Genomic DNA, 24,016 nt, shown 5'->3' on the forward strand with positions numbered 1-24,016 from the left:
GCCTCAGCGCTCCAGGTGGGAGTAGTCGGGCAGGTCGATCGCCTCGGCCGGCGGAGTCGCGAAGCGCGCGGCCAGGCGCGAGCCGAGCGGAGAGGCTCCGAGCCTCACCGCCAGACCGAAGGCGGTGACTCCGGCCCGCGACCTCGGGTGGGCCAGGCGCGGGGTGCCCGGCGGCAGCTTCTGCGCCTGGTCGGCGTACGGGCGCATGCGGCGCTCGTAGCCCGCGAGTGCGTCGCGGTGGTCGACGTGCGCCGCGAGCTCGCCGGCGAGGACGTAGGCGCCGGCGATCGAGAGGCTCGTGCCCATCCCGCTGACCGGCGAGGCGCAGTAGGCCGCATCGCCCACGAGCGCCACGCGTCCGCTCGACCAGCGCGGCGCGTGCACCTGGCCGATCGACTCGAAGTAGAGGTCGTCGGAGTCGTCGATGCCCGCGAGCACGCGCTCCGCCTCCCAACCGGCGTCGGCGAAGACCTCGCGCAGTCGCACCCGCTGCTCGTCGACGGAGCGGCGCTCGGCGCTGCGCTCGGTCAGGTACGAGAGTGCGACGCGCAGGGTGCCGTGCGAGTCGGGACGGAGGGTGATGCTGCGACCGCGCGCCGCGGTGTACCAGCGCCACCAGTCGTCGTCCTCGGCGGTGCGGGGCAGGGTCGCGTACGAGGTCTCGAGGCCGAGCGAGCGGATCTCGGGCTCGTCGCCGAAGACGAGGCGGCGGGTGCTCGATCCGATGCCGTCGGCGGCGATCACGAGGTCGAAGCGCTCGTCGGGGGCGGTCTCGAAGGAGGCGGTGACGGCGTCGCCGTCGTCGTCGAGCGCAGTGATGCGGTCGCCGAAGCGGTACTCGGTGGTCTCGGCGGTGCGGTCGACGAGGAGCCGGGCGAGATCGCCGCGCAGGATCTCGAGCTCGGCGGTCGCGCCTCCGGAGTCGGAGGTGCCGGCCGGGAACTCGGCGAGAGTCTGCCCGCGGGGGCCGACGAAGCGGGTGCCGACCTCGCCGGTCGTGGCGGAGCGGATGTCGTCCTCGAGACCCATGCGGCGGGCCACTTCCCGGCCGGCCCCGCGGACGTCGACGTTCTGCCCGCCGAGGCGGAGCTCGGGTGCGCGCTCGACGATCGTCGTCTCGCAGCCATAGCGGTGCAGCCAGAACGCGAGGGCGGGTCCGGCGATGCTGGCGCCGGAGATCAGGATGCGCGGCATTGTTGCCTCCGTTGATAATCAATGAGATTGGCAATATACACGAGTACTCTGGCGGGATGACCGACTCCGCCCCCTCCGCCGACCACGACATCCGCACGCGGGTGCGCCAGGTGACGGAGCGGCAGCGCGACTTCGAGCGCTCGCTCTCGCGGACCCTCGCGGTCGACCCGGTCGGGCTCGGAGCGATGACGCACCTGCTCGGGGCGGGTCCGCTGACCCCGACCGAGCTCGCGCGCCGGCTCGACATCTCGACGGCCGCGACGACGCTGGTGCTCAACCGGCTCGAGGCAGCGGGCCACGTGCGGCGCGACCGCCACCCGTCCGACGGGCGGAAGCTCGTCGTCACCGCGTCCGAGAGCTCGGCCGCGCTGGCGCAGGAGCGGGTGGCGCCGCTGATCGAGGGCGTCGAGGGACTGGTCGCGAGCCTCGACGAGGGCGAGCGGGCGACGGTGCTGGCGTTCCTCGATCGGCTGCTCGAGGTGTACGACGCGGCGACGGAGTGACGGGCCGCCTGTCTGCCCTCTTGCTGATCGAGCCCGCAGCCCGCGCAGCGGGCGTATCGAGATCCCTGCATGCCTGCAGCGGTGGGTCTGCACTCCTCGCCTGCTGGACATGGTGGGTCTCGGTACGCCCCTGCGGGGCTGCTCGACCAGCAGGCACACGGCCCCGACGCCTCTGCGGCGCCGACGCCACCCGCGCCCGCGATACTGTGAGCCCTCTCACCCGCATCCATCCAAGGAGACGCACATGTCGGTCGGCCTGCTCGCGGTTGTCGATGACATCCTCACCGCCGCTCTGAAGGCGAGCGCCAAGACGGCGGGTGTCGTCATCGACGACGCGGCCGTCACTCCGCAGTACGTGCAGGGGCTGACCCCCGCGCGGGAGCTGCCGGTGGTGTGGAGGATCGCGCTCGGCAGCCTCTTCAACAAGTTCGTCATCATCATCCCGCTGGCGCTGCTGCTGTCGTCGTTCGCGCCCTGGGTCCTGCCGTACCTGCTGATCATCGGCGGCGCGTTCCTCTGCTTCGAGGGCGCCGAGAAGGTCATGGAGTGGTTCGGCGTGCACCACCAGGCCGGCGAGACGGAGTCGCGGGACGAGAAGAAGCTCGTCTTCGGCGCCATCCGCACCGACCTCATCCTGAGCACCGAGATCATGCTGATCGCGCTCGACGGCCTCGACACCGAGCTCGGCTTCGGCGGGATCCTCGGCGCGCTCGCCGTCGTGGGCCTCGGGATGACGCTGCTGGTCTACGGAGCCGTCGCGCTGCTGGTGAAGATCGACGACGTGGGCCTGCGCCTGATGAAGAACGCGGCCCGCGGAGTCCGCCGCACCGGCGCGCGCATCGTCGCATCGATGCCGGCGGTCTTCCGCGGGATCAGCATCATCGGCACGCTCGCCATGCTCTGGGTCGGTGGGCACCTCGTGATCTCGAACCTCGCCGAGACGTTCTGGCACGCGCCGGAGGACGTCGTGCACGTCGTGACGCACGCGGTGGAGGGTGCCGGCCCGGTCGTCGTGTGGCTCGCGGACACCGCCGTGTCGATGGTGTTCGGGCTCGTGCTCGGGCTGATCGTCGTCGCCGTGATCACGGGCGTCTCGCGCCTGCTCAAGCGCGGCCGGCCTGCCGAGGCGCACTGACGCGAGGCGGATGCCATCAACATGCTGATCGAGCAGCCCGCGCAGCGGGCGTATCGAGATCCGCCTGCGTCAGAAGGCGTGGTGTGCAGGCCTCGGTTCTGACGCTGGTGGGTCTCGATACGCCGCCTGCGGCGGCTACTCGACCAGCAGGGCTGCGGCAGGCCTGGATTCGGCGGGCAGGCGTGCGGCAGGCAGGCGTGCGCAGGCCGCCCGGCGTGCTTGCACCCTGGGTGCGGGGCCCGCAACGACGTGACCGCCCCCGGCCCGGGGGGCGGAGGCGGTCACGAGGGGGCGCGCGTCAGCTGCAGCTGCGCGCGGCGTACGCGGCGGGGATCACCGTGGTGACGGCCTTGCCGTCGACGGTCCCGGTCGCGGTGACGGTCGACTCGCCGGCGGGCACCGAGGCGGCGCGCGTCGAGAAGGCGGCGCTGGCGTTCTTGCCGGGGGCGACTCCGGTGAACTCCTTCGAGCCGTAGGCCGAGGCCACGGTCATCGACACCGGGACGCCGGCGTTGTTCAGCGCCGTGACTGTGAGCGTCACCTTGCCGGCGATGCAGCGGGTCGTCGCGGTCACTGCGACGGCGAGGGCGGCGGGCTGCTTCAGCGTCACCGTCACCGTCGTCGTGGTGGTCGACGTCCCGTCGGCCGAGGTCACGGCGACGGAGGCGACTCCGCCGTTCGCGCTGGTCGGCTGAGTGACGCCCACCCGGGCCGCCGAGTCGGTGGCCACCGCGGTGATCACCGGCATCGTCGTGCCCTCGACGGTCACCGCGTAGGAGGTGCGGGCCGGGTCGAAGCCGGCGACGCCGACTCCGTTCACGCGCAGCGCCCCGAGGGTGCTGACCGCGGCGGGCGACGCGACCGACTCGAACAGCTTCACCTCGGACACGATGAGGTGCGTGTTCGCGTTGGCGTTCATCACGATGCGGAACGCGGTCGCGGTGACCGGCGCGAAGCTCGCGACGAGCGTGGGCGCGGTGCCGTCGGCGGGGGAGGCGACGGGCTGCGCCGTCTCCCAGCCGGGGACCGAGGTCCACGTGCCGTCCGCGGCCCGGTACTGGAGCTGCGCGCTCTGCGCCCAGCTGTTCGTGCCATCGCGGAAGAACTGCACCGACGCCTGCTGCACCTGGCGGGCAGCGGGGAAGGTGTAGGTCAGGGTGCTCTGCGCGGCCTTGGTGCCGCTGACCCAGTTCGACCAGCCCTTGTCGCCGTCGACTCCGTTGCGGGTGCGCTCCGGTCCGTAGCCCGACTCGGCCGACGTCGCCGTGGCGACGATGCCAGCATCCGGGTTGAAGTTCCGGAGCGTGCCCGCGGTGACGAGCACCGTGAGGGTGGCCGGCAGCGTGGCGCCGTCGGCGGTCGCGGTCCCCGTGATCGTCACGGAGCCGGGCTGGGCGAGGGAGGCCGTGGTGAGCGGCGTCCAGTCCCAGGTGACCGGCACCGCGAAGGTGCTGGTCGAGGCGCCGACGCGAGCGGGCACGGTGGTGGGTGCGGCGGCCCTCACTCCGGCGACACCGGCTCCGGAGGCGACGGTCACCGAGACCGGGTCGGTCGCGGTGAGTCCGCCCACGTCGACGAGCGCGGTGACGGGGATCGACTGGCCGAACAGGTCGGTCGCGGTGCCCTTCACCTCGACGCGGCCGGCGGTGCCGTAGGCCGAGTCGGCCGGGCGCTGCCAGGTGACGGCGACCGGCGAGCCGGCGCCCCACGAGTACTGCGGGGTGACGCTTGCGGGCAGGGTCGGAGCGACGCCCACGGTCGTGCGGACCGCGACCGTCTGCGTCGCGGCCGGGGCGAGGTCGCGGAGGGTCCACGACTGGTTCGCTCCGCCGTTCGAGCCGTAGACGCCCACCGCGGTGTTCTCGGTGCTCGACTGGCCGTTGACGTCGAGCGACTGGGCGATCGACTCGTTGACGAGCGTGAAGTTCACTCCGTCGGTCGAGTTGACGATCCAGCGCGTCGCAGCCGTGGTCTTTGCGGAGTCGACCGAGACGGAGCGGAGGTCGGTCCCGGCGGTCGTCGCGCCGAGGACGCGTCCGTCGGTCGTCTGGAGGACGACGCGGCGGGTGGCCTCGCGCTCGCCGGCGGGCACCTCGTGCACCGTCCAGTTCTGCTTCGCGGCGGCGGCGGAGTCGGTGGCGAGCGTCGTGATCGTGGTCGCGGCTCCGGTCGTCGTCGCGGTCAGGGCCTTGCCGCTCTGCGTGCCGACCAGCTGGTAGTGGTGGCCGTCGCGCAGGGCGGGGGCGGAGTCGGCGACTCCCGACACTCCGTCGATCGCGAAGGTGGTGACCGACTTGGCGGGCACAGTGACCGTCGCGGTGCGCGACTCCCGGTCGACGACGACCGCGGTCTTCTGCACGAGCGCGTTGCCGGTCGGCGCGGCGGCCGAGGAGGCCTGGGTCGTGACGTAGGGGGTGACCTTCGCGCCGTCGGCGATCGTGCCGAAGCGGGAGAGGTCGAGCGTGATGGTCTGCGAGGCCGTGGCGGTGTTGCTGTGCACGATGGTCGCGCCCGTGCCGTCGGCGCGGACGGCGGCGGTGCTGGCGGTGTCGTTCACCGACATCAGGCGGTCGCCCTCGGAGATGAACTTGGTGAAGTTGCGGATCGTGTTGAACTTCGAGTTGGTCTCGACTCCGCAGACCGGGGCCTTCGTCGAGTCGCCCCCGGCATCGGCGACGCGGCGGGCCGACTTCCAGACCTCGCCGCCCGCCTCCTGGTACGGCTGGCAGTCGAGGTCGATGAAGATCGAGCCCCAGTTGAGGTTCTCGCCCTTCGGGCTCATGTTGTAGAGGTCCTCGACCGGCTGCCAGAGCACCCAGGCCTTCGGCTCGAGCTCGCGCAGGTCGTCGTGGATGCGGCCCGCGATGCCGAGGCCGTTCTCGATGTTGACGGGGTTGTAGCCCTGGACCCAGTTGCCCTCGATCTCGCTCATCCACAGGTCGGTGTCGGCCTGCTTCGAGAGGTCGCGAACGGCGAGGCGGTCGGAGGTGCCGTAGGTGTGCACGTTCATCCGGTCGACCTGGGCGCGGATCTCGGGCGAGTAGGCGGCCCAGTTGGTCTTGAAGATGCTGGGGTTGGTCTCGTCCATCGCGGCGAGCCCGGCCTCGGTGGTGGAGCCGTCGAGGGCGGCGACGACGTCGGGGATGAGGTCGGTCTGGCGGGTCGGGCCCATGTGCATGCCCTCCTGCCGTCCGCCGGTGGGGACGCCGTTGGTGAGCTGCGTGCCCCAGTAGTTGGTGTTGGGCTCGTTGAAGGGGTCGAGGGTGTCGAACTCGATGCCGTACTCGTCCTCGACGTGCTCGGTGACGTTCACGAGGTACTTGGCGAACTGCTGCTCGGCGGCCGGCTTCAGCTGCTCGCTCGACGCGTTGAAGCCTCCCGAGACGTAGCCGCTCTCGGTCATGAAGTACGGGGCGGAGTTGGCGAACGCCTCCCAGTGCGAGATCTGCTGCTCCTCGGCGAGCTTCTCGACCCACCAGCGCTGCGTCTCGTCGGCGGTCCAGTCGTACGAGGCGGGGTCGTCGGCGTTCCACTTGGCGAGCAGGGCCGCGCGGTCGGCGTAGTTCGTCGTGGTGCCGCCGTACGCGGCTCCCGTAGTGTCGGGCTTCCACCAGCCCTCGACGGCGCCGCCGGGGCGGAGGTAGTCCTTCACATCGGAGGCGTTGCCGCCGCCGATGTTGTAGCGGGCGATGTTGAGGTCGAGGCCGTCCTCGCCGAACACCTTCTGGTAGAGGTCCTCGCGGAGGGCCTCGGGGTAGTCCCCGGTCGCGTTGGCGAACCAGACGAGGCTCGTGCCCCAGCCCTCGTAGGCCTCACCCGCGGTGGCGGGGTTGGGGGTGATCCGGAACGCGTCGGCCGCTTGCGCGGGGGCGGCGGCCGGCACTGCGAGCAGTGCTCCGGCGGCCAGGGCGGCGCTCGTGGCGAGCGCGGCGAGTCTTCTCGCGGACATCGACATTGATGCGGTCTCTCTTTCGCCTGTGAAAGTCGAGTGTGTTCACGTGAACACGCTCAGAGGGCCGACCATACATGTTCACGTCAACAAGCGGAAGGCGCGCGAGAGGCGCGGGTGGGGGCCGCCGGGCCGCCGCGATTCCGCAGAAGTTGCGGTAGTGGCGTGCGACTACCGCAACTTTCGCTGACTCGAGCGCGCCTCCCGAGGGTCCGGTGCGCGAGTGCGCAGGAGTTGTCGTGCTGGGCGATCGAGTGCGACGACTTCTGCGGAGTCGGAGGGTCAGGGGTGCGCGGGCGGGTCGCACGCCTCCGGGGCCGCAGGGTCGGAGGGGGACGGCGCGGCGACGGTGTGCACGAGCACGGTGTGGCCGACGTGCGCGAGGCCGAGCTCGAGGAAGTCGCGGACGTGCTCGTCGGCGAGGGCGTACTCGGCGGTGCGGCCCTCGCGATGCGCCTCCACGACGCGGTGCGAGCGGAGGAGGCGCAGGGCGTGCGAGGTCGCGGACGGGCTGAGTCCGCTGCGGTCCGACAGCTCGTTCACCCGCAGGGGGCCGCCGAGCAGTGCGAGCAGGATCCGCATCCGCCCCGGGTCGCCGAGCAGCCCGAAGACGTCGGCCAGGTCGGCGATCGCGGCGTCGGGGGGGAGCCCGGTGCGCGCCTCGACGCCGTGCGGGCGGGGGGTGTCGGCTGGCATGTCGGCTCCGGTGGCGAGGGGTGGCGTGAGGTGGCGAGTGGGATGGCGGGGGCGGACGCGGGTGGTCCGCTCAGACCCGGTGCGTCTGCTCCGGGAACTCCTCCGGCTCGCACTGGATCGTCGCGTGGTCGATGCCATGATCCTCCCGCAGAACCGTCAGCACCGCGCTGAGCGCCGTGCGGTAGTCGGCGTCGGGCGCGACCACGATGTGGCCGCTCGCGCTCTCCATGCCGGAGGTGATCGTCCAGACGTGCAGGTCGTGCAGCGCGAGCACGCCGGGCACCGCGCAGACGTCGCGCTCGACCGCGTCGAGGTCGATGTGCGGCGGCGCCGACTCCATCAGGATGCCCAGCGCCTGGCGGGTGAGCGACCAGGTGCGCGGCAGGATCAGCAGCCCGATCAGCACGCCCACGATCGGGTCGGCCCACGCCCAGCCGGTCGTGAGGAGCAGGATCGCCGCGACGATGACGCCGACCGAGCCGAGGGCGTCGCCGAGGACCTCGAGGGAGGCTCCGCGGAGGGTGATGCTCTCCTTCGCGCCGGCCGAGAGCAGGCGGAAGCTGACGAGGTTGATCAGCAGACCGATGATCGCGGTGATCAGGAGGGGGAGTCCGGGGACCGCGGGCGGCTCGGCGAAGCGGCGCACCGCCTCCACGATCACGAATCCTGCTACGGCGAAGAGCAGGAGCCCGTTGGCGAGCGCGGCGAGCACCTCGAGGCGGTAGGAGCCGTAGGTGCGGCCCTTCGCGGCGGGGCGGGCGGCGAGCGAGATCGCGGCGAGCGACATCCCGAGGGCGATGACGTCGGTGCCCATGTGCGCGGCGTCCGAGATGAGGGCGAGGGAGCCGGTGCTGAAGCCGACGACGAACTCGACGATCATGTACGCCGCGGTGAGGGCGAACGCGATGACGAGGGGCCGCCGGTGGCGCGACGCGGCGGATCCGGCGTGACCGCCGACTCCGTGCGAGTGTCCTGCACCCATGGCTACCGCTCCTCTGAACACTTGTTCATATGAACAGTCTTGCACACTATGGCGCTCGCCACCCCTCGAAAGTTGCGGTAGTCGGACGCGACTACCGCAACTTCTGAGGAATGGGCGGGCCTCGCGGCCGCACGCGCGTCCAGTGCGCAGGAGTTGTCGTACTCGGCGCTCGAGTCCGACGACTCTCGCGGACTGGGCGTCGCGGGGCGAGCGCTGACGACGGCCCGGCCGGCGAGTACGCAGAAGTTGCGGTACTCGGTGGTCGACTACCGCAACTTTCGCGGAGTGGGCGTCGGAGGGAGGGCCCGCGCGGTCAGGGCACCGGGTCGGAGTGCGGCGCGTCCGAGTCCCAGATCGTCTGCAGCGGGTCCTCGGTGTCGTCGCCGACGAGGTGCACGCCCCGGCGGCGCGCGGCCTCGGCGGCGGTGATCTCGCCCAGGTGCTCGGAGGCGCGGATCGCGGCGGACGCGCCTCCGTCGCGGGTGAGGAACGGGTCGGAGGGCGTCGCGAAGCGGAAGCCGTCGCGCGGATCGAACGGGTGCGCGACGACGCCCGTGACATCGGGTGACGAGGCGAGCAGAGCCATCGTGACGCGATCGGCGGCGCGCCAGGCGGTGACGGAGGAGCGGCGCTCGACGCCTATCGATCCGTGCGGAGTCGACACGGTCAGCCGCTCGATCTCGGGGAGGAGGCGGAGGATCCTCACGGCCGCCTCGAGCGTCTCGGGCAGCACCTGCTCGAACGCCCCCGAGAAGACGGGGACCCATTCCTCCACCGGGAGGCGACTGCGCCACTGATCCATCGTGGGTCCTCTTCTCGGGAGGCTCGCTCATCGGGGCGCCGGCACCGGGGTCAAGGGTGGGTCAGTGGGAGTGACTGCTGCCAGATTACCGCTCGTGCCCGGCGGATGGGGGGTCTGCGTCGACCGATTCCCGAACGTCGATCGGCGATGACCGCTCCTCCGGGCGACCTGTCGAGAAGTGCGGGCGAAGAGCTGCGCGGAGCGCGGGCGGTCGCCTGCGGCGTGATGCCTGGTCGGTCTGCGTGCCCCGGGGTGACCCCGGAGAGGACGGTGCGGCTCGCGCCCCGTCCGCCTCGCCCGGAGGGGCGATCGGCCTCAGCCTAGGCTGGACGGCGTCCGAGGGGTGGGGAGGGCGCCGTGCGGGGTCGGGACGTGCTCGTCGAGACGCTCGCGCACGCGTTCCTCGGGGCGGAGTGGACGCGCGACTCGCTGCGCGCCGCCGCCGCCGACTCCCTCGGCTTTCGCCGCCGCTGGCTCGGGCCGCTGATCACCGGGGTGCTCGTCGCGTTCCCGCATCCGCCGGTCGACGCGCCCCGCGAGCTCGCCCGCTGCATCGCCGGCCTGCTGCCGGAGCGCGCGCAGCCGGTGGTCGTCCACCTCGCGCCGGTCGCGGCGCGGGCGGTCGCGGGAGCCTCTCCGGTGCCGCTGATCGACGGGCGGAACGACCTCGCGCGGCTCCTCGGGATCGCTCCGGCGCAGCTCGACGGCTTCGCCGACCTCGGCGGCTGGAACCGGCGCGCCCCCGACGGCGCTCTGCAGCACTACGACCACGTCTGGCGGGTTCGTCCGGGGCGCGCGCCGCGGCTGCTGGAGGTGCCGAGGTCGCGGCTGAAGGCGGTGCAGCGCAGCGTGCTCGACGAGATCGTCGGTCTGGCGCCCGTGCACCCGGCGGCCCACGGCTTCGTGCCCGGGCGCAGCGCCGTCAGCGGGGCGCAGGTGCACGCGGGCTCGGCGATGGTCGTGACCCTCGATCTGCAGCGCTTCTTCGCGCAGGTGACGGCGCCGCGGATCTTCGGGCTGCTCCGCGGCGAGGGGATGACGGAGGCGGTCGCGTACGCGCTCACCGGGCTGTGCACGCACGCGGTGCCGATCGCGGTGCTGCGGAGGATGCCCGGCGGCGGAGACGTCGACGAGCGCGCGGCGCTGCGCCGGTCGCTGACGCTGCCGCACCTCCCGCAGGGCGCGCCGACGTCGCCGGCGCTGGCGAACCTCGCGCTCCGGCGGCTCGACGCGCGGCTCACCGGCTACGCCGAGGCCGCGGGCGCCCGCTACACGCGCTACGCCGACGACCTCGCGTTCAGCGGTGGGGAGCGCTTCGCGCGGCGGGCGGAGGCGTTCGCCCGCGGCGCCGAGCGGATCGTCGCCGACTCGGGCTACGCGGTGAACCCGCGCAAGACGCGCCTCCGCTCGGCGTCGGTGCGGCAGAGCGTCACTGGAGTCGTGGTCAACGCGCGCCCGAACGTGCGGCGCGCCGACGTCGACCGGCTGCACGCGATCCTGCACAACTGCGTCGTGCACGGGCCGGCGGGCCAGAACCGCGCGGGCGTGCCCGACTTCGGCGCGCACCTGCTCGGGCGGATCGCCTGGGTGGCGTCGGTGAACCCGGCGCGGGGCGCGACGCTGCGGGCGCTGTTCGACGCGGTCGACTGGTCGCGGGGGTGAGCGGAGTAGTCATGCTGGTCGAGTAGCCCCGCAGGGGCGTATCGAGACCTACCAGCTTCAGCAGACCAGGCTTCAGCCCTGCCCTTCTGACGGACGTGGATCTCGATACGCCCGCTGCGCGGGCTACTCGATCAGCATGAAGGGCGGCCGGCCCCGCAGGTCCCCTCGCGCAGGCCGGCCGGCGGAGGAGGATGAGGGGATGAGGCGGGCGGGCGCAGGAGCGGCGGTGGCGGGGGTGCTGCTGCTCAGCGGCTGTGCGGCGCCCGCGGCCTGCACGGCCGTCGGCTGGAGCACCTCGCTGGCGATCACGGTCTCGGGCCCGGGGCGCACCTCCGTCGCCGATGTGCGGATCTGCGCTGGCGGCGTGTGCTCGCGCCCGAGCGACCTCGCCTCCGACGGCGCACTGTCCTTCCCCGTGCTGCACAGCAGCGACGACCGATGGGTGTTCGACCTCGGGATGGAGTCGCCCGACCCGATCGCGGTCACCCTGCTCGACCGGCAGGGCGAGGTGCTGCTCACCCGCGAGCAGCTGATCGACTGGACGTTCGTCGACGAGCCGAACGGGCCGGGCTGCGGGCGGCGGGCCGAGTCGAAGGAGCTCTCGATCCAGGCGCCGGAGCCGCGCGGCTCGGTGTTCGGGACGCGCTGACCCGCGCCGCCGCCGACCCCGCTGCGGGCGCGCCCCACCTCCGACCGACCGGCTGCTAGGGTCGCGGCGATCCTGCCGACAGGCATCGGGGCGCACTCCGCCCGCACTCCCGTACCGACGCGAAGGCCACACCATGCCCGTGACGCTCCCCGCCCCGAGAACGATCGACCCCTCCTCCGTGCCCGTGCTGCGCTGGGGGATCATCGGCACCGGCATCGCCGACCAGTTCGTGGGTGCCCTGCACGTCCGCTCGACGCAGCGCGCGGTCGCCGTGACCGCCCGCGACGCCGAGAAGACCCGCGAGTTCGCCGAGCGGCACGGGATCCCGACGATCCACGACTCGGTCGAGGCGCTCGTCTCCGATCCCGGCGTCGACGTCGTCTACGTCTCGACTCCGCACCCGCTGCACCGCAGCCAGGCGCTCGCCGCGATCGCGGCCGGCAAGCACGTGCTGATCGAGAAGCCGATCGCGATGTCGGCCGAGGAGGCGCGCGAGATCACCGAGGCGGGTTGCGCCGCCGGGGTCCTGGTGATGGAGGCGATGTGGGCGCGCTACCTGCCGCAGGCCGACGTCATCCGCCAGGTCGTCGAGAGCGGGGTGCTCGGCGAGCTGCGCCTGGTGCGCGCCGACTTCGGCTTCTCGATCCCGTTCGACCCCGAGAGCCGGCTCTGGAACGCCTCCCTCGGCGGCGGCGCCCTGCTCGACGCGGGCGTCTACCCGATCTCGTTCGCCTCGTCGGTGATCGGCGCCCCCTCGCGGGTGAGCGCGGCCGGCGCGACGCATCCCGAGACCGGCGTCGACTCGCGGGCCGACCTCCTCCTCAGCACCGAGGCGGGCCCGCAGGCCCTGCTGTCGACCTCGCTCGAGACCTCGCTGCCGGTCGAGGCGATGATCCTCGGCTCCGAGGGTCGCCTCGCAGTGCACAGCCCCTTCTTCGGCCCGAGCGGGCTGACGCTGACCCTCGGCAGCCTGAGCTCGGCGCAGGAGTCGGACACCTGGATCGACGACGGACCCTGGCCGTACGGCAACCTGGCGTTCCAGGCGACGGCGTTCGCGTCGTACGTCGCGCAGGGGCTGCTCGAGTCGCCGCTGCACCCGCACCACGAGGTGGTGTCGGTGATGGAGACGATCGACGAGGCGCGGCGCCAGATCGCCGGAGCCTCGGGTGCGGTGCAGCACACCGTCGCGTTCTCGCTCGTGCACGAGACGGGGTCGGCGGCGGAGGCGGAGTTCCTCTCCCACGCGCGGCGGACGCTGTCGGCGATCCCCGGGGTGACCGACTTCACCGTCAATCGGCAGGTCAGCGCGAAGAGCGCGCTCGACTGGCAGTTCTCGATGGTGTTCGCCGACCGGGCGGCGTTCGCGGCGTACGACGCGCACCCCGACCACGTCGAGTTCGTGCAGTCGCGCTGGGTGCCCGAGGTGGCCGAGTTCCAGGAGAACGACTTCGAGGTGCTGCCGGGCTGACGTCGGGGGCACGTTCGGCTCGTGGAATCGGCTCGGGCTCGCGGAATCCGTCGATTCCTGCGAGCCCGACGCGGTTTCACGAGCCGAGGGTCGGCCGGAGGTGCCTTCGGCTCGTGGAATCCGGTTCGGCTCGTGGGATCCGGTTCGGCTCGTGGGATCCGGTTCGGCTCGTCGGATCCGGCCTTTTCCGCGAGCCGAACGTGGTTCTGCGAGCCGAACGTGGTCTCGCGAGCCGGAGGTGCTGCGGAGGCGCGCGGGAGGGGCATCGCGGCGCGGGTTCGAGGGCGTTCGGCTGCACAACTAAGGCTGAATCGGGCGTCCTCTCGGATTTTGGGCAGTTCGGCGGATTCAGCCTTAGTTGTGCGCACCTTCGACGCCGGACGGGCGCCGCGGCGGCCGTGCGGGCTGGGCGCGGCACCTCCGGCTCGCGGAACGGACGCCCGGCTCGCAGAACGCGCCGATCCCTGGGAGCCTGGGCTGACCCCGCACGGCGCGGGCACCCGACTCCGAAGGCCCAGCGATGCGCATCCTCACCTGCCTGCACACCATGGAGGTCGGCGGCAGCCAGATCAACGGCATCGAGCTCGCCGGACGGATGGCGGCGCTCGGCCACGAGGCCGTGGTCTACGGTCCGCGCGGCGACCTGACGCCGTTCGTCGCCGAGCTCGGGCTCGACTGGGAGGAGGCGCCCGAGAAGGGGCCGCACGTGTCGGCGCGCAGCATGGCGCGCCTCCGACGCATCGTGCGGGAGCGCGGCATCGACCTCATCCACGCCTACGAGTGGGCGCCGACCCTCGACGCGGCCTTCGGGCCGTACCTGATCGACGGGGTGCCGGTGGTCACCACGGTGCTGTCGCCCGAGGTGCCCGACTTCGTGCCGACCGTGTTCCCGATGATCGTCGGGGTCGTCGAGCTGCTCGAGGAGGAGCGCGCGCGGCGCAGCGACCTGCACCTGATCGAGCCGCCCGTCGACACCGAGCTGAACGCACCGGTGGCGGACGTGACGGAACTCCGAGCGCGGTTCGACATCGCACCCGACGAGATCGCGGTGGTGACCGTCGCGCGACTGGTCGCCGACCTCAAACGGGAGGGGATCCTCGCCGCGATCGAGGCGGTCGGGCGGATCGGCGACGAGCACCGCCTCCGTCTCGTGATCGTCGGCGACGGAGCGGTGCGCGGCGAGCTGCAGGCGGCGGCCGACCGGGTGAACGCGGGGCGCTCGCGCCGGCTGGTCACCCTCACCGGGCAGATGCTCGACCCGCGCGACGCCTACGCCGCGGCCGACATCGTGCTCGGCATGGGCAGCAGCGCGCTGCGGGGGATGGCGTTCGCGAAGCCGCTCGTGGTGCAGGGCGAGAAGGCGTTCTGGCGGCTGCTGACTCCGGAGTCGCTGCCCTTCTTCCTCGAGGGCGGCTGGTACTCGCTCGGCGACGGGGTCGACGGGGCGGGGCGGCTGGCCGGGATCCTGGGGCCGCTCGCGGGCGACGCAGAGCTGCGGCGGAGTCTCGGTGAGCTCGGGCGCGAGGTGGTCGTCGAGCGGTTCAGCCTCGCGGCGGCGGCGCTCCGGCAGGCGGCGATCTACGAGCAGGCGGTGGCGGGGCGGGTGCCGGTGCGCGTGCGGGCTCGGGCGCTGGCGCGGCCGGCGGTGCGGTACGCGGCGTATCGCGCGTATCTGCTGCGGGAGCGGGTGCGGAGGCTCGTGCGGCGCTGACAGCCGTGGACTGGCGATGGTCGACGGCTGTGGGGACGTGATGTCTCGTTCTGAGAAGGCGACGTCTCGCGCCATTAGTATCTGACTGCGCTGGCCGGATTCGGAGCGGATCCACAGGTTGGGGCCGCGAACCAGGGAGCGCGGGTCTGCGTGCACCGGGGCCACTTCTGGCTCGGGCCTGTGCCCTCGGACGAAAGACCAACGATGTTCGCTCTCTGGAGCCGCTCCACCCGACTCGCCGCGACCGCTCTCACCGCGCTCGTCCTCGTCACCAGCGTCGGCCTCGCGCCGAGCGCGATGGCGGAGACGGTGCAGGCATCGGCGCTCGCGCCGAACGAGACGCTCGTGCTCACTCCGAGCTACGGCACGGAGGAGTCGGAGGAGGGGGCGCTGCCCGGCTCCTACTTCCAGAACGACATGCAGGTCCAGGTGAGGACCGAGGGAGGAGCGTACGTCGAGGGTGCGCCCGTGACCTTCGAGGTGGTCAAGGGTGGAGCGGTCTTCGAGTACCCGGAGTCGGCCGCCGGCCCCGCGTCCTCCTCCTCGACGGTCTCGACGGTCACCAACGCGCAGGGCGAGGCGTCGCCCTACCTGTACACCGGCACCGGGCCGCGACTGAGGCTCGCCGACCCCGACTACTACGGGCCGATCGAGATCCAGGTGTCGACGCCCCAGGCCGAGCCGTACGTCTTCACGAACTTCCGAGCGACGCGGGTGGCACGCCTGGAGCGCATCGGCGACCCGTTCATCAGGCTCGCCAATCCCGGTGTACCGCAGCGGATCCCGCTGCAGCAGAAAGTGGTCGGCGCTGATGGTGCGGGGCTCGCTGGAGTCGAGGTGGTCTTCGCGCTCGAGTGGGACTCGGGGTACTTCGTCGGTAGCGGGACGTCGCTCACAGCCACGACCGATGAAGAGGGGATCGCGACGACGATCCCGAGCGACCAACCGGACTCGGACACGACCGGCTGGTTCGTCAGCGATAGCGAGGGGCTCGAGGACTCGATTATCGACGTCCGGGCGGAAGGCGTCGGCGGCTTCGGGACCGTCATCCAGTTCGACCGCGTGACCGCCCTGACAAGCGTGACGGGTGATCGGCAGTACGCGCAGCCCGGCGACACTTACAGCGAGATCACCGTTCGAGCGGCGAACAGCTCCGGAGTCTCTCTGCAGGGCCGTAGAGCCTACTTCCAGGTCTTCGGTCCGGCTACCCTCGTCTGCGGTGAGCGGTCGTCGGGCTATGACTCCGTCACCGACGCGAGCGGCCTGGCGACCCTCCCCGAAGACTGTGTGCGGGTGGATCCCGGTGCTACAGCTGCCGATGGTGTCGTCACGATTCGCGCATCCGCGGGATCTGCGCGCACGGAACTGACGATGCTGATCGGCGATCGCGTGCGCGCGTGGAAGATCGTGGCGGTCAGTGGCGGCGGACAGAGCACGGCTGTCGGGACCGACTTCGCTGCTCCAATGGTCGTCCGAGCGACTGACGAGCGAGGGATCGCCGCCAGCTTCGCTCCCCTCACCTTCCGGGTGGCTCCCGCCGGCTCGGCCTCCTTCGTCGTGCAGCCCGGTGAGGACGCGAACACCGTCCGGGTCGTCGCGGATCAGAACGGCATGGCGACAAGCCCTCTGCTGCGAGCGGGCCCGGAGAGCGGCCCGGCAACCGTCTTCGTCAGCAGCGAGGACTCCCTCGAGGACCTCTACTACGACTTCTGGATCACCGGGGGAACGGCCCGGATCGAGGTGCACTCGCCTGCGGCGAACTCCTCTGTACTGCCTGGCGGGTACTGGCTCAACAGCTCGGTGGGTGTCTTCGATGCGGATGCCAACGCGGTGGAGAACGAGACGGTGACCTTCACCGTCGAGAGCGGTCCCATCGGCTTCACCCCATCTGGCGGGGACGATGGACAAGGCCGGACGGTGACGTCGACGACAGGTCCAGGAGGCTCCGCACGCGCGGGCGTCCTCTACGCGAGCCCGACTCGGTCGGGACCGGCCGTACTGCTCGTCGAGACCGCCTCCGGGGTGTCGACACGCGTGCCGGTGACGGTCGAGGCGTTCGGGCCACCGGTGCAGCTCATCGATCGAGGCGGTTCGGGATGGAGCGTCCCGACCGGCGGTCAGCCGCCGATGCTCCAGGGACGTGCATCGGCCGCAGACGGCGGGCCGGCCGGCCTGGCTCCGATCACGGTGAGGATCGACGGAGGCACGGGTACGACGTTCGCCGACGGTTCCACCGAGACGACCGCGACCACGGACATCCGCGGCGACTTCTCCGTCGCCCTCGGAGCCGCCGGGCCTGTACCGGGCGACGTGACAGTGACGGCGTCGAGCCCGGCAGCTTCCGACCTCGTCTGGACGGGACGTGTGACCGGCGTCGCCCAGGGCCTCGCCGTCGCCGGGGGTGACCAGCGGGTCCACCCCGACGAGCCTCTCGCTCCGCTCAGCGTGCGCGTGACCGATTCCGAAGGGGAGCCGGTCGCCGGCCAGGTGGTGACGTTCACCTACCCCGGCGTGCCCACCTACTATTCCTACCCCTGCACCGCCAACCCCGAGACGTCGTCGACGCGGACCGGACCGGACGGGATCGCGACCCTCTGCGGCCTCCGCGCCCCGGCGGGCCGTGACGCGGTCGGCCGACTCCTGATCGCCGCCTCCCTCCCCGGCTCGGGTCAGGTCGACTTCGACGTCGAGGTCATCCCCTACCCCGCCCCCGACGCAGTCGTCGACGACGGCGGTGGGGAGCGCTCGGCGTCGGCCGGCTCCGAGTTCACCGGAAGCCCGAGCGTCCGAGCGACCGCCTCCGGAGAGAGCGCCGGTTACGCCGACGTGCGCTTCCGCATCGACGGCGGCACGGGTTCCGGCTTCCGGACGGCGGCCGGAGTCGAGACCGAGGTCGTCGTGCGCTCGACGTCCCAGGGATACGCGACCGCGCCGGTGATCGTCGCGGGCACGACCCCCGGCGCCTTCACACTCACTGCGACGTCGGAGGAGTCCCCGGGGATCGCGCCGATCACCTGGGCGTACACGGTCACCGGGCTGGCGACCGCCATCAGAATCGTCGAGGGAGGTGATCAGAAGGTCTACGTCGGCGGTGCCACCGCGCCCATCGTCGTGCAGGCGCTCGACGACGAGGGCCGGCCGGCCGTCGGCCAGCTCGTCACGTTCACGCTCTCGGACGCAAGACCGCACGTCTTCTCGGGCGGCGATCGCCGGTCGGACAGGATCACCGACGCCGAGGGCCTCGCGCGCCTCGAAGCGTCGGCGATCTCGGTGGGCGACGTCCCCGGCCCGTTCACCGTGGGAGTCGAGATCGACGGTGTCGAGCAGGGATCGATCGCCCTCGAAGCGCTCGCCTACCCGATCGCCGACCGAATCGTGGCCAGTGGCGGCGGCGGGCAGACCGCCGCTCCGGGCACCGCCTTCGGTTCACCACTGACCGCCCTCGTCTCGAACGCGGCGTCGGCGACCGTCGTGCCGAAGGTCCCGGTCACGTACACCGTCACTGCGGGTGACGCGTACTTCGTCGACGCTGCGGGGCAGCACGTCCCCTCGGCCGTCGTCCCCTCCTCCACCACCGGAGTCGCCATCTCCCCTCGGCTCTTCGCCGGGAGCCAGGGCGGATCCGTCCTCGTCTCGGCCACCGCCCCGGACGCGTCCGCCGCCGCCCTCTTCGACATGACCGTCTCGAGCACCGCCACCAGGCTCGCCCTCGTCTCCGGGGACGATCAACGGGTCCGGGTCGGCTCGCTGTTCGCGCCTCTCACGGTCCGCGTGACGGCGGCCGACGGCTCGCCCGTCGCGAACCAGTCGGTGCGATTCACGTCCAGCTCGATCGGAGTCGCCGCCTTCTCTGGTCAGACCCGCAGCTACGCCTACACCGATGCCGAGGGCATCGCCTCGGTGCAGCCCGGCGCCGGTACGACCGCCGGTTCGGCGACGGTCACCGCGAGCACGGGGTCGCTGGTTCCCGTCCAGTTCCGGATGAGCACCACGGCGCTTCCCGTGGCCACCGCACTGGTCGACCCGATCGGTGACGGCCAGATCGCGAATCCGGGTCAGACCTTCGGTGCACCGCTCGCCGTCAGCGCCGTCGACGGCGAGGGTGTCGGTGCACCCGAGACCCGCGTCACGTTCGCGATCACCGGAGATGCCGCGTTCAGCACGGGGGGAACCTCGGCGGTCGTGGTCGCGAACGGTCTCGGGAGGGCGGTCTCGCCGTCGATCGTGGCGGGTGCGTCGACCGGTGCGGTGACGGTGACGGCCACTGCACCCGGAGTCGCCGCCGTGCCGTTCGCACTGAGGGTCTCGCCGCCCAACCGCGCGCCCGAGATCACCTTCAGCACCGACGCGAGCATCGTCGAGATCGACGCGCCGGTGGCGATGGTCCTCGGGGGGTCCGATCCCGACGGCGACGCGCTCCGGTTCCGCTTCGACTTCGGGGACGGCACCGCTGAGCGCGCAGGAGCCTGGCCGGCATCGGGAGTCACCCACCGCTACTCCGAGGCAGGCACCTATCTGCTCCGGGCGATCGTCAGCGACGGCACGACCGAGACGGTCCGGACCACTCGCGTCAGCGTGATCCTCCCCGAGCCTCTCGTCGCCGTCGCGGGCGACGACCGATTGGTCGTCGCGGGAGCCGATGTGCGCTTCACCGGCGCGGGATCGCGACCCGCGGGACTGATCAGGACGGCGACCTGGGACTTCGGAGACGGATCCTCGGCGACCGGACTGGTCGCCGACCACCGCTACTCCGCGGCGGGGACCTACACCGTGCGCCTCACCGTCGCGAACGGCACCGAGACCGCGACGTCGACCCTCGTCGTGTCGGTTACGCCGGCCCCCGTCGTCCCGGGGCTGACCGTGACCGTGCGGACCGGCGGAGCTCTGCTCAGCGGCGCGACGGTCAGCACCACCCTGCCGAGCGGTCAGCGCATCTCCTCAGTCAGCAACGGCGCCGGCGTCGCGACCCTCGACGGGATGCCCGATGGCTCGTCGAGCGTCTTCGTCACCGCACCGGGCTACCTCCCGCTGGCGGCGACGGCCGTGCTGAGAGACGGCAGTGGCTCCCTCGAGGCGAACCTCGCCAGCGGTGAGGTCGGAGCGACGGCGCTCGAGACGCGTCAGCTGACCTACGACGAGATCGTCGACCGGGGCATCGACCCGGCCGCACCCGAGAACACCAGCGTCTTCGAGGCCGAGGTGCACCTGGCTGTGGCCGGTGAGGCGGTCGATCTGCCCGTCGCTCTGACGTGGAACCCCTCGGGAGTGGTCGCGGTGAGCGAGACGGGTGGCGGCGGCGGTGGCGGGGGGACCTCCGACTGCGGCTGCGTCGTGCAGGGCGGTTACAGCTACACGCCGACCGTCGTCCACGCCGAGGGCCGACCGGCCGTGCAGTGGATGGTCGTCCCCATCGGCGGCAGCTACCTCAAGGAGTTCTTCGAGGCGCGGATGATCGTGCAGAACCTCGCTGCGGAGCCCTTCCGCTTCACCGACGGCCTCGCCTCGCTCAGCCTGCCGGCCGGCATCAGTCTCGCTCCGACGGCTGCACAGCAGTCGCTCGCAGTGGCGGTGCCCGAGGTTCCCGCCGGTGGCAGCCAGACGGTCTCGTGGACGCTGCGCGGAGACGTCGAGGGAGAGTATCCGCTGACGGCGGACTACACCGCGGTCATGCAGCCGACAGGTGATCCGATCCGCCTGGTGGCGGCGACGCAGGCACCGCTGAAGGTCTGGGGCGGGTCGGCGCTGTCGATGACCGTGAGCGTGGACCCGACGACGAACGCGTACGACCCCTTCCGAGTGACCGTGAAGCTGAAGAACGTGACGCCCGAACGGGCCGGCACGATCGTCTACAACCCCGCGGTCCAGGTGCGACAGGGCTCGAACATGCTCCTGGCTCCCGACACCGAGTACACGAGGTCGGTTCCCTCGCTGCGACCCGGCGAATCCCTCACCGCGGAGTTCGTCTTCTACACGCTGGTCGGCGGCAGGACGCTCATCGACGACTCGTCGTTCGTCGGGCTCTTCTCGACCTCGACCGGAGGCGCCGTGGAGGTCGACAGGGCGCCGCTCGTGCTCGAGCCGAGACCGACGGAGGTCCTCGATGTCGAATCGGAGTGGGTCGACATCGACGAGAGCACCATGGCGCTCGCCGTGGCGTGGGAGGTCGTTCCGGATGCGGTCGGGTACTCGGTCTGGGGACGTGACGACGTGCTCCCCGGATCGAGCGACTGGGAGCGGATCACCGAGACTCTCAACCCGGACCGTACCGACATGATCCTCCTGCCGGAGAGGAGCGAGCAGCTCCATCCCTTCTACGCGGTCGTGGCGCAGTACGCGGACGGCACCACACGGGTGCTGCACAGCCTCGTGCCGAAGACCGTCACTGCTCCGGAGGAGTCCGAGGGTCCGGTCGGCATCGACATCGGGGTGACGAGCTCGAGTGAGGCACCGGCGTGCGTCGACGTGCTCCACATCGCGGCCGCCGGTTCCGGCGAGGTCGGCACCATCGGGCGGCCCCTGGGGGTCCTGAATCTCGAGCTGCACGACGTGGTCGCGCCGCATCGTGACTTCGCCGCGGTGTACCTCGACTACCCGGCGAGGAAGGTGCCGCTCCTCCTCAACGGCGACGTCGACTTCACCGGCTACTACGACAGCATCGAGACCGGCGTCGCGAACATGACGACCTTCCTCCGCAGCCGGATGGAGTCGTGCAAGAACGAGACGTACATCCTGTCCGGATACTCCCAGGGCGCCGTCGTGATGAGCCGTGTGCTCGACGACCAGCCGGATCTCTCGTCCGTGGGGGCCACCGGACGCTCGCGCATCGAAGGGCTCTACCTGGTCGCGAACCCGAGCCAGAACGAGGACATCGGCGGCCGGATGGAGGGCAGCGGTTCCTGGACGACGGGAGTGAGCGCGCTGGTCTGGAACGAGACGATCCCCTCGACCATCGAGGACCGGACGACGTCGCTCTGCGCCTACCCCGATGTGGTCTGCGGCCTCGTCGACATCGCGGACATCAGCCTCCGCGCAGGCAAGGTCTTCGCGCCGCTCGGCGTAGCGGTGGCGTCCTTGCAGCTCGTCCAGGGCTACGACAACCACGTGAACTACTGGAAGCGCGACGCGCCCACGCTTCGCCGCTACGCGCAGGAGGCCGGGTGGCGCGCCCTCGGCGTGCCGGTCCTCACGAGCCCGGAGCTCGCGACCGACGTCGCTGGGGACCAGAGGTTCATCGACGCGACTCCCTCCAACTCGATCAAGACGGTCTTCTCGCCGACGGGCGAGAGAGTGCAGCCGCAGTGGCGGATCGAGAGCAGTGGGAGCCCGGCGGTCTCGCTGTCGCCGGGCGGCCTGCTCTCGGGAACGCTCGCTGGGGGAACCTATGCTTTCGGGCTCTCGGTGTCCGGAGCCAGGCCCGACCAGAAGCGCACGGTGGGCCTCACGATCAAGGCCGGCTGGGCTGCGGAGGTGGCCGAGGTGCGGCCCGTCTCGACGGCTCCGACGGGATACGTGCTGAAGCCTCTCGCCGTGCAGGTTCTGGACGCGAGCGGCCGACCGGTCATCGGGGCCGAGGTGATCTTCCGCGTCGACGGACCCGCTGCGTTCGCGGGTGGCTCGCAGCAGCAGACGGTGCGGACGGATCAGCAGGGGTACGCCGTCTCGACGACGCCTGTCCCGACAGGCGCTGCGGGCGCACTGCGCACCAGCGCCGAGGTGTCGGGGCAGTCCTCGGTCGATCTCGGAGACCAGGTCGTGCCCGCCATGGACGGACTCCCCGCAGGAGTCACCGCCGTTCAGACTCCGATCGTCGTGAACGGCAAGGTCGTCCTGCAGGTCGTCGTCGCGAACGGCTCGCCCGAGACGGTGGCCGTCACGGTCGCCACTCGCTTCGGCACCAAGAAGATCCCGGCCCTCGTCGCAGGGGAGAGCGGGACGCTCCTCTTCTCGACCGGCCTCAAGAAGATCGCCGCCGGCGAGATGACGATCACCGCGGCGACTCCGACCGTCTCGGGCAGTCGCACGCTCCGTTACGACGCCTGGGATCCGCAGACGGTGCTGGTGCTGACCGATTCGAGCGCGTCCGCGACAGCGCTGGCCGGTGGGGCCCTGCCGCCCTACACGGTGAGGCTGATGCGGGCGGACGGCACAGCGGTGGTCGGAGCCGAGGTCGCATTCACGGTGACCGGAGCGGCGGCCTTCGGCAGCGGAGCGAGCGCCTCGCCGACGAATCGTGCCGTCACGGACGCCTCCGGCTTCGCGGTGTCGTCCACGCCGCTCGTCGCCGGCACGAGTGCGGGCGCGGTCACTGCGACGGCGGCCGCCGCCGGGGCTCCGGTCCTCGCCCTGATCGCGCGGTCGGTGACGGCCCCCGACGTGGCGCTCACTTCTCGTGCCGACGTCTACGTGGGTGCTGCCGGCGGTCGGGTGGTGCTCACCGTCGAGGCGGTGAACACCTCGACCGTCCCCGTCGACATGACACTCTCGACCCGGTTCGGCTCGAAGAAGGTCCTGGGCGTGCAGCCGGGTGCGACGGCCTCGGCGGAGTTCCCGACCGGACTTGCCGCGGTGGGCGCGGGTACTGCGACTGTCCGTCTCCAGGCCGGCGCCGCGGTGAACGAGGTCAGGGCGTCGCATCCCGCGGCAGGGCCTGGGAAGCCGGCCGTACTCTCCCCGGGCGGAACGGCGCAGACGGTGTGGACGGGTGATCCGCTCGCGCGGCCGACGGTGAAGGTCCTCGACACGACGGGCGTCCCCGTCGCGGGGGTGTCCGTGACGTTCGAGATCGCCGGTCCGGCCGCCTTCGCGGGCGGTTCGACCGCCGTCGCGGTATCGGACAGCGCGGGCTGGGCGGTGGCGCCTCCGGCCACCGCGGCGTCGACGCCGGGAACGGCGAGCATCACTGCGCGCGCCTCCGGTCCGCGTCCGGCTGCCCTCCCCGCGGTCACCGTGGCGTCACGGCCGGCGCCGACCGAGCTGGTGACAGGGTCCGCCGCCACGAGGACGGAGGCCGGACGCGTCGTGCTCGACGTGGTGGTGACCAACACCTTCAGCGCGCCCGTCGATGTGGCGATCACGAGCCGCTACGGCAAGAAGTCGATCGTCGCCCTCGCGCCGGGTGCGACCGCCACGACGACCATCAAGACGGGGCTGGCCTCCGTGGCCGCCGGCACGGTGAGCGTCGTCGCGACGGCCGGAGCCTCCCAGCAGACCCTCGTCCTGCCCTACGCCGCCCGATGACCTGTCTCCCACCATCCCCCACCCGAGA

12 protein-coding genes are annotated in these 24,016 nt (G+C 71.8%); 7 read left to right on the forward strand and 5 right to left on the reverse strand.

Annotation, left to right across the window (positions count from 1 at the left end; translation table 11 throughout):
- Positions 1–3: 3 nt before the first annotated feature.
- Complete coding sequence (locus GRS92_RS08550) at positions 4–1,194, reverse strand: FAD-dependent monooxygenase (protein WP_159855234.1); 1,191 nt, start codon at positions 1,192–1,194, stop codon at positions 4–6.
- Positions 1,195–1,250: 56 nt separating this feature from the next.
- Here GRS92_RS08550 and GRS92_RS08555 point away from each other — a divergent pair, with 56 nt between their 5' ends.
- Positions 1,251–1,697, forward strand: coding sequence for a MarR family winged helix-turn-helix transcriptional regulator (locus GRS92_RS08555; RefSeq protein WP_159855236.1), 447 nt, complete (start codon positions 1,251–1,253; stop codon positions 1,695–1,697).
- Between the two features lie 244 nt (positions 1,698–1,941).
- Positions 1,942–2,832, forward strand: a complete 891-nt coding sequence (locus tag GRS92_RS08560) for a DUF808 domain-containing protein (protein WP_159855238.1) — start codon at positions 1,942–1,944, stop codon at positions 2,830–2,832.
- Between the two features lie 298 nt (positions 2,833–3,130).
- Here GRS92_RS08560 and GRS92_RS08565 read toward each other — a convergent pair whose 3' ends face one another.
- From GRS92_RS08565 to GRS92_RS08580, 4 genes are all read right to left on the reverse strand, one after another.
- The gene (locus GRS92_RS08565; RefSeq protein WP_159855240.1) at positions 3,131–6,787 is read right to left on the reverse strand and encodes a glycoside hydrolase; all 3,657 of its coding nucleotides are present in this window, start codon (positions 6,785–6,787) and stop codon (positions 3,131–3,133) included.
- A 276-nt stretch (positions 6,788–7,063) separates the two neighbouring features.
- Complete coding sequence (locus tag GRS92_RS08570) at positions 7,064–7,477, reverse strand: ArsR/SmtB family transcription factor (protein ID WP_159855242.1); 414 nt, start codon at positions 7,475–7,477, stop codon at positions 7,064–7,066.
- Between the two features lie 70 nt (positions 7,478–7,547).
- On the reverse strand, positions 7,548–8,459 hold the full coding sequence (locus GRS92_RS08575) for a cation diffusion facilitator family transporter (protein WP_159855244.1): 912 nt from the start codon (positions 8,457–8,459) through the stop codon (positions 7,548–7,550).
- A gap of 313 nt (positions 8,460–8,772) precedes the next feature.
- Positions 8,773–9,261 (reverse strand): hypothetical protein, encoded by a 489-nt coding sequence (locus tag GRS92_RS08580; RefSeq protein ID WP_159855246.1) that lies wholly within the window; start codon positions 9,259–9,261, stop codon positions 8,773–8,775.
- A gap of 357 nt (positions 9,262–9,618) precedes the next feature.
- Here GRS92_RS08580 and GRS92_RS08585 point away from each other — a divergent pair, with 357 nt between their 5' ends.
- The 5 genes from GRS92_RS08585 (at position 9,619) to GRS92_RS08605 (ending at position 23,988) form a co-directional block, all read left to right on the forward strand.
- The gene (locus GRS92_RS08585; protein WP_159855248.1) at positions 9,619–10,923 is read left to right on the forward strand and encodes a reverse transcriptase family protein; all 1,305 of its coding nucleotides are present in this window, start codon (positions 9,619–9,621) and stop codon (positions 10,921–10,923) included.
- Between the two features lie 199 nt (positions 10,924–11,122).
- Positions 11,123–11,572: a hypothetical protein gene (locus tag GRS92_RS08590; protein WP_159855250.1), complete on the forward strand. Its 450-nt coding sequence runs from the start codon at positions 11,123–11,125 to the stop codon at positions 11,570–11,572.
- A gap of 133 nt (positions 11,573–11,705) precedes the next feature.
- Positions 11,706–13,040, forward strand: a complete 1,335-nt coding sequence (locus GRS92_RS08595; protein WP_159855252.1) for a Gfo/Idh/MocA family oxidoreductase — start codon at positions 11,706–11,708, stop codon at positions 13,038–13,040.
- A gap of 520 nt (positions 13,041–13,560) precedes the next feature.
- The gene (locus GRS92_RS08600) at positions 13,561–14,751 is read left to right on the forward strand and encodes a glycosyltransferase family 4 protein (RefSeq protein ID WP_159855254.1); all 1,191 of its coding nucleotides are present in this window, start codon (positions 13,561–13,563) and stop codon (positions 14,749–14,751) included.
- Between the two features lie 204 nt (positions 14,752–14,955).
- Positions 14,956–23,988 (forward strand): PKD domain-containing protein, encoded by a 9,033-nt coding sequence (locus tag GRS92_RS08605; protein WP_159855256.1) that lies wholly within the window; start codon positions 14,956–14,958, stop codon positions 23,986–23,988.
- The last annotated feature ends 28 nt before the right edge of the window (positions 23,989–24,016 follow it).

Origin of the sequence: Rathayibacter sp. VKM Ac-2754, from assembly GCF_009807095.1 — a bacterium.
Classification (GTDB): Bacteria; Actinomycetota; Actinomycetes; order Actinomycetales; family Microbacteriaceae; genus Rathayibacter.